The 12340-nt window shown below is 59.6% G+C and carries 9 protein-coding genes; 1 reads left to right on the forward strand and 8 read right to left on the reverse strand.

From position 1 onward, the window contains the following. Positions 1–122: 122 nt before the first annotated feature. Entirely contained in the window at positions 123–1766 is a 1644-nt protein-coding gene (gpmI, locus tag AAF358_12245) for a 2,3-bisphosphoglycerate-independent phosphoglycerate mutase (GenBank protein MEM7706320.1), read from the reverse strand. A 175-nt stretch (positions 1767–1941) separates the two neighbouring features. Between gpmI and AAF358_12250 the strand changes: the two genes are divergently transcribed. Next, positions 1942–2769 carry a TauD/TfdA family dioxygenase gene (locus AAF358_12250; protein ID MEM7706321.1) on the forward strand — a complete coding sequence of 276 codons (828 nt, stop codon included), beginning with the start codon at positions 1942–1944 and terminating at the stop codon, positions 2767–2769. Between the two features lie 85 nt (positions 2770–2854). Here the strand turns inward: AAF358_12250 and AAF358_12255 are convergent, their stop codons facing one another. The 7 genes from AAF358_12255 to AAF358_12285 all read right to left on the reverse strand — a co-directional run bounded on the left by AAF358_12255 (position 2855) and on the right by AAF358_12285 (position 12184). Next, entirely contained in the window at positions 2855–3295 is a 441-nt protein-coding gene (locus AAF358_12255; protein MEM7706322.1) for a GNAT family N-acetyltransferase, read from the reverse strand. Further along, positions 3292–4485, reverse strand: a complete 1194-nt coding sequence (locus AAF358_12260) for an AGE family epimerase/isomerase (protein ID MEM7706323.1) — start codon at positions 4483–4485, stop codon at positions 3292–3294. The genes AAF358_12255 and AAF358_12260 overlap by 4 nt, the downstream gene beginning before the upstream one ends. Next, the gene (locus AAF358_12265; GenBank protein MEM7706324.1) at positions 4467–5498 is read right to left on the reverse strand and encodes a carbohydrate kinase; all 1032 of its coding nucleotides are present in this window, start codon (positions 5496–5498) and stop codon (positions 4467–4469) included. Before AAF358_12265 ends, AAF358_12260 begins: the two co-directional genes overlap by 19 nt. After that, the gene (locus tag AAF358_12270) at positions 5438–6715 is read right to left on the reverse strand and encodes a hypothetical protein (protein MEM7706325.1); all 1278 of its coding nucleotides are present in this window, start codon (positions 6713–6715) and stop codon (positions 5438–5440) included. Before AAF358_12270 ends, AAF358_12265 begins: the two co-directional genes overlap by 61 nt. After that, positions 6708–8000 (reverse strand): DUF4147 domain-containing protein, encoded by a 1293-nt coding sequence (locus tag AAF358_12275; GenBank protein MEM7706326.1) that lies wholly within the window; start codon positions 7998–8000, stop codon positions 6708–6710. The genes AAF358_12270 and AAF358_12275 overlap by 8 nt, the downstream gene beginning before the upstream one ends. Further along, positions 7985–9571 carry a sodium/solute symporter gene (locus AAF358_12280; GenBank protein ID MEM7706327.1) on the reverse strand — a complete coding sequence of 529 codons (1587 nt, stop codon included), beginning with the start codon at positions 9569–9571 and terminating at the stop codon, positions 7985–7987. The genes AAF358_12275 and AAF358_12280 overlap by 16 nt, the downstream gene beginning before the upstream one ends. Positions 9572–9676: 105 nt before the next feature. Beyond that, positions 9677–12184: a TonB-dependent receptor gene (locus AAF358_12285; GenBank protein MEM7706328.1), complete on the reverse strand. Its 2508-nt coding sequence runs from the start codon at positions 12182–12184 to the stop codon at positions 9677–9679. Between the last annotated feature and the right edge of the window lie 156 nt (positions 12185–12340).

Consider the following 12340-nt stretch of genomic DNA (forward strand, 5'->3'; position numbering starts at 1 on the left):
GCAGCTCCCCCTTCCGAGGGCTGGGTATCTCGTTTGCAGGGTCTATCAGGAGGATTCGGATGTCGATGACATTAGAAACTGAAGACATCGGTCGCTGATTTCACCCTCTACTACTCGGGAATCTAGCTAAACTCCAGCACGCTCACATCCCATGACTCCGGCGCTTCAAAGCCCAGGAGGTTGATCGCGGTAGCGGCGAGATTGCTCAGTCCGAAACCAGCGTCTTCCCGCAGCCCGACGGCGCCATCGGAAACGTTGTCGTAAAGAATAAAGGGCACTGGGTTCAGGGTATGGGAGGTCTTTGACTTGAACGAGCCGTCGTCGTTTCGTTTCGGTTCGCCCGCTTTGTCCAGCTCAAACATTTGGTCAGCGTTGCCGTGGTCGGCCGTGATAATGGCGACTCCGCCCATCTCATCCACAACCTTGAGCACCCTACTCAGGGCGAGGTCTACCGCTTCCACCGCAATCATGGTCGCCGCGAAGTCGCCGGTATGCCCAACCATGTCCCCGTTCGCGAAATTCACCCGCAGGAATCGATACTCGCCGGATCTCAACCGGCTGATGAGTTCGTCGGTTACCTCAGCAGATTTCATCCAGGGGCGCTGTTCGAAAGGAATCACGTCGGACGGGATCTCTACGTAGGTTTCCAGGTCATCGGAAAACTTGCCGCTGCGATTGCCGTTCCAAAAATACGTGACGTGCCCGAACTTCTGCGTCTCCGCGATGGCAAACTGCGATACGCCGCTGGCGGCAAGGTATTCCCCCATGGTCTCTTTGATGGCCGGTGGGAACACCAGAAAACGCTCCGGGAGCTGCAGATCACCGTCGTACTGCAGCATCCCCGCATAGGTCACCTTCGGGAAGCGGACTCGGTCAAACGCCTCGAAATCTTCCTCTACGAAGGCGCGGCTGATCTCGATGGCGCGGTCACCGCGAAAATTGAAAAACACCACGCTGTCGTTGTCTTCGATGAGACCGATGGCCTTCCCGTCTTCCGCAATCACAAACGGCGGCAGGTCCTGATCGATCACTCCAGGCTTTTGCTGGCGCAACGCGGTGATGGCCTCGGCGGCAGACTCGAACTGCGGCCCCTGACCCAGCACGTGGGTCTGCCAGCCCCGCTCAACCATGCTCCAGTCGGCCTCATAGCGGTCCATGGTGATGTTCATCCGTCCGCCGCCGCTGGCGATCCGAACATCAAAATCCACCTCCCGCACCTGCTCCAAAAATCGCTCGAAGGGCTCAACGTATTCCAGCGCGGAGGTCTCTGGGACATCGCGCCCGTCCAGCAGGATGTGTACCCTAACCCGTTTCTGCCCGTCCTGCTTCGCGCGCTGGATCAGCGCCTGCAGATGGTTGATGTGTGAGTGGACGTTGCCGTCGGAGAACAGACCCATGAAATGCAGCGTGGAATCGTGGTCCCTGCTGTTTTCGATCACCTCTCGCCAGGGCTGCCCCTGGAAAAGCGCTTCGCTGGCGATGGCCTGGTTGACCAGCGCCGCACCCTGTTCGTAGACCTGGCCAGCCCCCATGGCGTTGTGGCCTACCTCCGAATTGCCCATGTCGCCGTCACTGGGCATGCCTACGGCGGTACCGTGGGCCTTCAGCGCCGTGTTGGGATATTGGGCCAGGAGCCGATCCAGCGTCGGCGTATTGCCGTGGTAGATTGCGTTGCCTTCTCGATTGGCCGACAGTCCCATACCGTCCATGACCACCATCAGGACCGGACCGTTAATTCCTGGGAAGGTGGGGTGTTGCTTTAACATCGCGTTTTCTCCGTACTCGATGCCAGGGTTGCTGGGAGTTCAGTGCTCGCCGGAGCGCTATTGTCTCTCAGGTCGGCAGCGACGTCATGAAAAATCCCGCCTGTGCTGCCGGTCGGCGGTTTTCCGACGCAGTCCAGGGTAGCCGCCCCGCTCGATTGTCTGTTCCAATACAGCGATGGGAAAAAGCCTCCGATTTGAACGCGTGGCGGTGCTCGGCGCTGAGGTCACCGGGATTGATCTCACCGACGATCTATCCAATGAGCTCATTGCCGAAATCGACGAGGGCCTGCTGGAGCATCGCGTGCTGTTTTTTCGGGACCAGGATCTTTCCGGCGACCAGCTGGTTGCGCTGTCCCGTCGCTTTGGTGAGTCGTTTGTGCAGCCGGCGCTGGCGGATCGTTTCCAGGAACTGCTGATCATCGAGACCAACAAAAATCGGCCTCCCTACCTGAACACCTTTCACCAGGACATGACGGGGCTGCCTGAGCCGCCCGGTCTGCATTTTCTTCATGCCCTGGTAGTCCCCGAGGGCGGCGGTGACACGATGTGGTCGTGCAACTACGCGGCCTATGAGGGGCTGTCGGAGCGGTTCCAATCGATGCTCGACGGGATGACCTGTACCCACAGCCTGCTTAAGTACTACGCGCGGATCTTCGCCCGCTGGGAAAACGGCGAGCAGAAAAAGAAGGAGTTCGAAGAGCGATTTCCACCTATCTCGCATCCGCTGGTCAGGGCCCACCCACGCACAGGTCGGAAATCGCTTTTTATCAATCGGTTTTTCACGGACAGGATCGACGGCCTGAACGCCGATGAAAGTGACGCTTTGCTGGAGTTTCTGTTGCGCCAGATCGAACGGCCGGAATTCTGTGTCCGGCTGCGATGGCGCGTCGGTACGCTGGCGATCTGGGACAACCGCTGCACCTCACACTACGCGGTGGCCGACTACTTTCCCCAGCGCCGAAAGATGCAGCGTGCTTCCGTGGAGGGAGAGCGGGTCTCCTAAGCCCTGAGCGTAAGGTCGTTAACCGTTGGCGGCCAGACGTCAGTCCTGAAGTCGAAATCTTGCTCGGACGCAGCCAACCGCATGCCTACGGAGTATCGATGGCCTTGCGAAAGAACCATCGCCGATGATCGGGCAGCTCATGACCATCCTGATTGGCTAAAACGCCAAACTCGACATAACCCAGCTTCTTGTAGCATGACCTGGCCGCAGGATTGGACGTCTCCAGCCACACGTCATGACAACCGATTGCGTGAGCTTGTGCTTCCGCAGCGGCCAGCAACGAACGGGCGAGTCCCTGCTGTCGATGACCTTCTGCCACCCAAAGCAATTCGATATGTAACCACCCGTACGAGGTAGCGCCCGATATGCCGGCGATCATTTCACCCTGAGCGTTGTTGATGACCAACGTGACGGACTGATTGCTGGCCTGCGGCAGCAGCGAGCGGAGTGACTGCTTGAGCTCCTCGCGAAGTCGCACGGCCGCGCCCGTTCCGCCAGCAATGATTTGAGGCGCGCCCTGGGTCACGGAAGGTGCCTCAACACATCCCAACACGCGCCGATGGTGTGATAGTCACACTTGGCCCCGGCGGCAGATTTTTCGTCCGAATACTTTTGGTTGTTCTCGCGAAGCACTCGGTACCACGCGCCGTGCTGGTGGTCCACAAAATGCTCCCACGCGTACTGCCACAACCGGTTGTACCAGTCGAGGTATTGGGGACTCTCGGTATGTTGATAGAGGCGAGCGGCTGCCGCGATAGCTTCCGCGTGCACCCAGAAGTACTTGTCAGCATCACAGATCCGGCCATCGGGCCCGAAGCCGTAAAAGATCCCGCCGTGAGTCGGGTCCCAGCAGATAGCCAGAGCACGATCGAACAGCTCCTGCGCCCTTCTCGGCATCCAGTCTTCGGAGCGATGATCATAAAGCGTCATAAGCAGCTTGGACCACTCCACCTGGTGGCCCGGCTGGAAGCCCCAGGGCCGGTAGAGGTTCTTCGGATCATCCCGGTTGTAGTCCCAGTCGATCTTAAGTTCTGGCGTAAAGTGCTCCCAGATGAGGCCATCCGAGGACGACGCCAGATCCACGGTGACGGTTCGCGCCACGGTCAGCGCTCGGTCGAGGAAATGGACCTTGCCGGTGGCCTCAAAGGCGGCGAGCAAGCTCTCGCAGCTATGCATGTTGGCATTTTGACCGCGATAGGCACTGACTCGAGACCAGTCCGGCGTGGCCTCATCAGCGTATACGCCGGCCGCCGAGTCCCAGAAGTGTTGCTCCATCAGCTCGAACACCTGGTCAAGCGATTGGTCCGCGCGCTCGAGTCCCAGCTCACTGGCCGCAGCGCAGCACAGCATCACAAACGCCAAGCCGTAACAGTGATTGGTTTGGTCACCGGGGTGATGGCCCTCTTTCAGGGTCCAGTGATAGCCCGACCGTCCAGGGTCCCAATGCCGGTCATGGAGATACCTGAAGCCGTGCGCAGCAAACGCTCGGTAGACTTCGTCTCCAAACAGCTCGTAGGCTTTGCAGAAGTTGAAGACCATGCGACAGCTGCTCACCAGATGGCGCCGCTCCGGCGCAAAGATACTGCCGTCGTCTTTATAGTTCTGATAGAGGCCGCCGGTTGGATCGAAGGCCGCCGGGGTGTAAAAATCCAGGATTGACCGAACGTGCCCCAGCAGAAACTGCCTTGAGTAAAAGTTTACCGCTGCGGAAGCCATTGCCTCACTTCATCGAGCTTGGGAAAGGACGGGAACGCACCCTGCCTCGAGACAGCCAGAGCGCCACACCGTCCTGCAAATTCAACCAGACGCCGGAGGCTCGCTGCATCGCGCAGGCCAGCAGCGGGGTCAGCCTCCCTGCTCAGACCGAACAGCACCGCACCAATGAAAGCGTCCCCGGCGCCCGTCGTGTCCACCGCTTGCGTCCCAGGCGGGCCGACGGACACGTGCGAGTCGGGCGTCGCAACGGTCACGGGCTCCGCGCCGTCGGTGATCAACACGGCAGCGACGCCCGCTGAGAAGCAGGCTTGCAGATAGTCGTCGGGATCCCCGCTGCACAGATAGTCAAATTCTTCGCGCGAAAACTTGACCAGGTCGGACTGAAAAACGAGCTCATTGACGGTATCGGCGTCTACCGCTCCGCTCGGCCAGAGGTTATGCCGCAGATTCACGTCAAAACTCAGGATCAGGTTGTTATCACGGGCCCGAGAAACGACGTCTTGGGTAACGCGGGCGATGTGCGGATCGGTCAGCGTATTGCTGCAATAGTGTGCGATAGAGCAGCCCTGAAACCACTCGTCCATGACCTGCTCGCTCTGTAGGATCACGTCTGCGGTGCCGTTGCGTCGGAACGAGAAATGACGTTCGCCGTCCGGGTCCAGAAATACGAAGGCTAACGCGGTAGCGGCGGTTGGATGAAGCAACGTGTGCTCGGTGTCGACACCGTAATGTTGGAGTGCTCCCAAGAGAAAGCGACCGAAAGTGTCGTCGCCAACCTGGCCGGCAAACTTTGCGTAGCCCCCCAGGCCGGCAACGGCGACGGCAACGTTGGCCGGCGCCCCGCCGGGGAACTGGGTAAACCGATTGAGCGGCAGCCCTTCCTGCTCCTGCTGCCCGGAATTCAGAAAGTCAATCAGCGCCTCACCAAAACAAACGACACCACCCACAGCTCTCAGCCTTCCGAGGATGGTGCGCTTTGCCGCAACCAGGCCAGCCACATCGCGGCTGTCCAAGAAAAAGCCTCACCGCCGGTACCATCACCCGACTCGGGGTTAAACGCCTCCCAGAAACCGCTTTGGCGAACAACGGCTCGCGAATCCTCAACGACGCGCTGCGCCCAGTCCGCCATCCCGGCCTCAGCAAAGCCCTTGGCCGCGAGGTAGTTCACCACAAGCCATAGCGGACCGCGCCAGTACCGGCTGGGGTCAAATTTCTCGCACTGCGGGTCGTGGCTGGGCAGCATGTAGGTTGTCGCGGCGCTGATCCGCTCGAAGTGACGCGCCATTGCCTGACGTTGCGCCTCTGAACCCACATCGGCGTAGGCGTATAGGAAAGAGGCACTGGTGAGATAGCCAGAATATTGTCCGGTGATGGTGTCGCGAGAACAGAAAGCCTGGAGCTCGTCATCCCACAGATAGTTGGCGCCCTCCTCCAGCCGCTCAAGAAAACCCTGCAGCTCTAAAATCGGATGCCCCAGCTTTGAGCCGAGCATCATCAGATCGCGAGTAGCCCGCAGCAGGATCATGGTCATCCCCACGTCCGCGACGCGGAACGGGCCTTCCGTGCCAATTCGGCGATGGTCCCAGCCGGTCTGTCTGCCGTACTCCACTAAAGCGATGTAACGGTCATAGTCCTGCTTGGTGGGCCGCATGTGGGCGTCAGCGTGCTGCAAATCACGCCGTTGGTAAGGCTGAACGTTTGAAACGTCAATGACGGAGGCGGGGCGGTCCCATTCCGGCGAATTGTCGCGACCGCTTTCCCAGGGATGGGTGATGATGACCGCTCCGGTCTGCTCAGGGACCCGATACTCGTTAAACCAGCGATGCCAGGCCAGCACCTTGGGAAACAGCCTGTCGATCCGCTGTCGAATCGCCTCGTCTTCCGTTCGAGACCAGAGGTCAGCGAGCACGCTGCCGGCGACCGGTGGCTGGGTAATACCGGAAGTGGGCATCTCTCCGCCGGCCTGCCATACGTCGGGTCCGGGAAAATAGTCCGGATCGTTTCGGCGAAACACGATGTGCGGCATAAAGCCGTCTGGCGCTTGCGCGTCGAAAAGCGTTTCGATCTCCTTGACGGCCCGTGACTCATCGAAGGTGGCAAAGCCCAGCGCAACAAACAGCGAATCCCAGTTCCACTGATAGGGATACAGCCCGGATGTCGGGATGGTGAAACCCCCTTTGTCATTTGCCAGCAGGATCTCGCGAGCCTGCCGATCAAGCTCTTCAAACACGACCGGGCATCTCCTCAGCAGGGTCAATCAGGATGATTCGGATATCGTTCACGTTGGTTCTTGTCGGTCCGGTGACGATCAGATCACCGAGGGCTTCAAAACAGGTATAGGTATCGTTGGCCTGGAGCAGAGATCGAGGATCCAGCCCCTGCGCGGTGGCGCGAATCATTGAATCAGCTCCCAGGTATCCGCCGGCGTTGTCTTCGGAACCGTCGATTCCGTCACTGTCGCACGCCAAGGCTTCGATTCCCGTGGCACCGTCCAGCGCCAACATGAGGCTGGTCAGATATTCGAGGTTTGGGCCGCCTCGACCACTTCGATTGCCAACCTGGACAACCAGTTCACCTCCCGAGACCAGCGCTACAGCGCGACCTTCGTCTCGATACTCAAGCGCAATCTCGGCGTGCTCCCGTCCAACGAGAGTGGCATCACCCTCAACATTTTCGCCCAGCACGACGACGTTCCAACCATCGCTTTCCAGCTCGGCCGTCAGCGCCGCCAGCGCCGTGGCGGCACTGGCCGCAACGACTACCGGGTGCTCCGGCGCGGGCCGTCGCGTCGCTCGCCGTAGTGCATCCGCCACCGCGGGCTCCGGCAGGCCGATGTACTGCTCCAGCGTGCTGATGGCCGACTCAGGATCCCCCGCCAAAGGCACCGACGGACCGGAAGCGATGTCGGATGGCTCATCGCCCACCACGTCCGATATCAGGAAAGTGAATAGTTGCGCGCCAGCCGTGACCTGGCTCGCCAGCTGCCCACCCTTGATGGCAGACAGGTGTTTCCGCACGCGATTGATTGCGTCGATCGGCGCGCCGCTGTGCAGCAGCGACTGGGTGATTGCTCTTTTTTGCTCGATCGAAACGCCGTCGATGGGCGCGCACAGCAGCGCGGACCCGCCGCCGGAAAAAAGAAAAATCACGCGGTCGTCCGGAGAGGCTGCGCTAGCCATTTTTTGCATACGCTCAGCGCCTTCGACTGACTGTTCATCCGGCACCGGGTGGCTGGCCTCGAGCACCTCAATCTGACCGGTGCTATGCGGCGTCGTGTGACCATATCGCGTCACCACGAGGCCTTCGGTGGGTCCTTTAAGGTGGGCATTGGCAACCGCCGCCATTTCCGCTGCCGCTTTGCCCGCTCCAAACACCAGGTTTTTTCCTTTGGGTGCGTCGCTGGGCAACAGGTCGGGTAACACCGCCTGTGGAGCGCAGCGGGAGACGGCCCTCACAAACAGTTGCTTAAGGTAAGCCCGACGATCGGGTGCGTTGGCGTTCAGGGACTGAACCATGCCTGCAGATTTCGGATAAAGACACTGATCACCACAATTGCGGCAAACACCGCAATCAATACAAAGCTGTAAGGCGACCGGAACATCATCGACACGTCCTCGGTCTCGGTATGAGATGACGTCGCAACCTCGCGCCCCATCAACGACGACACCACAAGCGCCACCACTACCGTGACCGTGAGACCAATAAAGTTCCACCACATCCAGAAAATCTGGGGTTGGGCTTTCCACAGATAGAGGTTGAGAAACACACCGGCCAGAAGCCCGATGCTGGCGCCCGTGCCCGATGCTCGGGTTCTCAACATCCCCAGCAGGAAAACGCCCAGAACCGGACCATAGAGTGCGGACCCAACCTTGTTGATCGCTTCGATCACGGTGGGCGCAATCGAGCCGGCAAACAACGACATCACCAGAATCGCCAGTCCCCAGAAAACCGAAATGCCCCGCGCCCAGATGATCTGCCCGGCTGGGTCCTTTGGCTTTATCCCGACCGAGCCCAGGTCATCCAGAGTGACTGCCGCGAGGGAGTTGACCGCCGAGCTGAGCGACGACATTGCGGCGGACAAGATAGCCACCAGCAATAGGCCAATGATGCCGTGCGGCAACCGTTCCAGAATAAAAATCGGCATCATGTAATCCGGCTTTTCCGCCGGAATTCGGGCTGCCAGCCCCGGATCATTCACGACGGCAACGCCTACCAGCAGCCCGACAAAACAGTACAGCAACACCAGCGGAAAGCGGAGCAGCCCGTTGGCAAAGAGCAGCTTGCGGGCATCGCCAACGTCCCGCGCCGAGAGGATACGCTGCGCCTGGGTCTGGTCGCAGCCGTAGTACGACGCGTAGAGCACAAAGCCGCCGAACAGCATTGGAAGAAAGCCGAATTCGTCACCGCTCAAGCCCAGCGAACCAAAGTCGACCGCAACGAGGCGCCCTGGATCCACGTCGCGCCAGAAGGCGGCAAAACCGCCGGTTTCGGTCAACGCGTAGCCGGCGACCAGCAGCAACCCGCCGAAGATCAGCACCATCTGTATCGCGTCGCCGTAAACCACCGCCTTCATGCCGCCGGAGGTGGCATAAAGCAGCGTGATGACGCCGACAACCAGGACCGACTGCCAGAGCTCGATCCCCAGGACCGCCTCCAGAATGAGCGCCATGGCATAAACCATAATGCCGGTCGAAAACGAGCGGACAATCTGAAAGGACGCGCTGATCAGCAGGCGCGTCGAACGACCGAAGCGATCTTCCAGAAACTCGTAGATGCTGACAATGCCCGCCCGATACAGGGCCGGTGTGATCACAAACATCACCAGGATCATCGCAAGCGGTAGCGAAAACTCATAGGTCAGCCACTTAAGCCCCCCACCCTCTCTCATGCCGACAAACGCCGGCGCTGAGACAAAGCTGATCGCAGAAAGCTGTGTGGCCATGGTGGACAGTGTCAGCGGGAACCATCCCATGCTGCGCCCACCGAGAAAGTAGTCTTGACCCGTGGACTGATGCCGGAGCCAGAATCCAAACATCAGCAGACCGCCGAGGTAGGCAGCGACCACAGAATAGTCCAGCGCGTTCATATTGGCTCCACGGTCGCCGGCACGCAGGGCGAAACCGGCATAGTAATCGTTTCAGGCCCCGATCGGCGCCGGAGGGTCTTACCCTCCGGCGCTGACCGGTTGGACTCAGAAATCGTACGTGAGTCTGATCATGGCCCGACGAGGCAGGATGGGACGGCCGACAAAAAACTGAGCGGGCGCTCCTGACTGAGCATTACCCTGGCGGGGTGAGCCTTCCGTGATCCCCTGCTCGTCCAGCAGGTTAAACACGTTGGCGCTCAGACGCATGGTCTGACCGCCGGAAAATTCGAAGGTGTACCCGGCCTCCAGCCGCACCAGATTATAGGAATCCAGTTCGACCGAGTTGCTGTCGTTCGCAAAATTATCGCCGTGGAAATTGTGGAACAGTCCCGCGTCAAACCGATCGTAGTTGAAGCGGACGGCCGTGTTGGCCATTTCCGTGGGTTGGCGCCGCAGCTCGTTACCCACGTTCTGTGGGTTCCGATCATCTTTGGTGAACTCGTGATCCCGCAGCGTCACGTTGCCATGGAGCGACCAGTAGTCGTTCAGGTAATAGGTGATGCTGGCCTCGATGCCGAAGGCCTCGGTCGACTGGAGCGATACTACTTCAATGATGTTACCCGGGTTGTTCGGGTCGTTTTCAAAATCGACATTCCGCCGATCATCGAGCGTGGTGTAGAACAACCCCGCGTAGCCGTCAAACTGACCGTAGCTGAACTTCATGCCCGCCTCGATCGTGTCGATGATCTCTCCCTCATAAGACGCCAGCTGGCCGTTGTTAAACGGCACGCTTCGGATCTGGGGAAAGAAAAACCCGCGTGATGCGTTTGCGTAGAGGTTGATCTCATCGTTCATCCGATAGAGCGCCCCGGCAGACAAGGCCCATTCCGTGGTGCTCACGTCGCCCGACAGGATCGAGCCGTCCGTGAAGCTCACGTTCTCTACCAGGTCATTGACCTGCGGATCGTTGCCGACCTGGAACGAAGCGGTATTGAACTGGGTCACATCCCCTTCGAGCCGTTCAACCCTCGCGCCAATGTCGAAAGACCACTGGTCCATGTCGATCTGGTCCGCCACATAAAGGGCGGTCCGGCGAGCGCTGCGGTCCCGGTTGCCGACCAGACCGTTGGCGTTAGCCAGGCCGTTCACCGTCCAGAGATAGTCATTTCCCGGTGACGCCACGAGATTGCCTTCGGCATCTTCCGATACACCCTGCAGGGTCACGTCGACCAGTCGCGGCGCATTGCGGAAATCGCCGAGATAGGTGGTGATGTAGTTGATGTCGTCCGCCTGAGAATCGGCGAAAAAGGCGCCAACCGTGATGCCGTGTTCAACATCGCCCACGTTCAGAGTACCGCCGAGGCTGAACTCACCGGAAAAGTCCGTTGCGTCACGCCACCGATCCAGGGTCCGGTTGCCGAACAGGAGGAAATCGGCGGGCAGCGCTTCGCCTGATTCGGTGAATGAGAACACCGCATTGTCTGCAAACGCGCCCAAACCGCGGTTAGCCAGGTATTCACCCTGCGTCTCGGGCGTATTTGGACCGATGGCGTCTCCGTCCAGAAACAGATTGAACTGATGGTCATAGCTGGCGTAGCGAACCTTGGCATTCAGCGACCACGTGTCGTTGAGGTCTTTGTCGAGGACCACCGCGAGTGACTGACCCTCGGTGACCACGCCATCACCGATCGGCGTGGTGAAGCGGCCGTCCGGCGTGTCGTAAGACAAGCCGACCGCTTCAGCCGTATTCATGGTGAAAACTTCGCGGCCGTCATTGCCGTTCACACGTTCCCGAGACCGCCCGTCGACCGGCAGCGGCAGGAAAAACTGTACGTTGTCGTCGATCGCCTGACCGTAAACCGTGATGGACCCGCTACCGTCAGCAAACATGTGCTTGAGGTTTCCGCGGACCTGGAATCCTTCGGTGTCCAGATTGGACTCCAGCGGTCCCTCGTCCGTGCGGTAAAAGCCGGACAGCGCGTAGAACGTGTTGGAATCGCTGCCACCGACCGGACCGCTGAAGAAATAGTCAGCGCGGAATCGCCCTTCCTCGGCCATCTCCAGCTGCACCGTTCCACGGGGATCCACGTCACCGGTCTTGCTGATGTAGTTGACGATGCCCGCCACGGAACCCGGTCCAAACAAGTTGGATACACCGCCGCTGACAAATTCAGAACGCTGGATGCCCAGGTCGTTGCGATAAAACACGTCGAACGCAGAGGAGTTCAGGCCGAAGGTCGAAAATGCCGGCATGCCGTCGTAAAGCAGCGGCGTGAACGAGAATTGACCGCCGGACGGCAGCGCGCGGTGGAACACGTTGGTGGCAACCTCACCGCCACCCCCCTCAGCGCTCACCCCAGGCAGCTGGGTCAGAATGTCAGCCTGGCTGGAAGAGGTGAAAGATCGCAGATCCTCTTCGTTGTACTGGGTCACCGTAGACGGTGTTTCGAACTTGGTCCGGGCGACGCTCGCGCCGGTACCGGTGACAACAACTTCTTCAATGACAGTATTGTCGCTGTCGTTGTCATCGTCCTCCTGAGCGAAGGTCACGTCTGAAGCGGCAAGTGCCAGAGCGGCGCTAATCGCCACGGTCAGCAAAGACTTGGTAGGCATGGTTGGAACCCCTCGTGTGATTGGTGGAGCTGGCAACGCGGTGACGACCATTCGACGACCGGGGCTGCCGATGTTGCAGGTATGACACAAATAAACTCTTAATACAACCCATAATGGGTTTTATTGGCGTGACATAGGGTCTCCAGCCGTTATGAT

This window comes from Pseudomonadota bacterium, from assembly GCA_039033415.1.
GTDB lineage: Bacteria > Pseudomonadota > Gammaproteobacteria > Xanthomonadales > SZUA-38 > JANQOZ01.

Excerpts from the sequence above, each read along its gene's own strand:
- gpmI (MEM7706320.1), bottom strand. The coding sequence starts at position 1,766 with ATGTTAAAGCAACACCCCACCTTCCCAGGAATTAACGGTCCGGTCCTG.
- AAF358_12250 (MEM7706321.1), top strand. The coding sequence starts at position 1,942 with ATGGGAAAAAGCCTCCGATTTGAACGCGTGGCGGTGCTCGGCGCTGAG.
- AAF358_12260 (MEM7706323.1), bottom strand. The coding sequence starts at position 4,485 with ATGGCTTCCGCAGCGGTAAACTTTTACTCAAGGCAGTTTCTGCTGGGG.
- AAF358_12275 (MEM7706326.1), bottom strand. The coding sequence starts at position 8,000 with ATGGTTCAGTCCCTGAACGCCAACGCACCCGATCGTCGGGCTTACCTT.
- AAF358_12280 (MEM7706327.1), bottom strand. The coding sequence starts at position 9,571 with ATGAACGCGCTGGACTATTCTGTGGTCGCTGCCTACCTCGGCGGTCTG.
- AAF358_12285 (MEM7706328.1), bottom strand. The coding sequence starts at position 12,184 with ATGCCTACCAAGTCTTTGCTGACCGTGGCGATTAGCGCCGCTCTGGCA.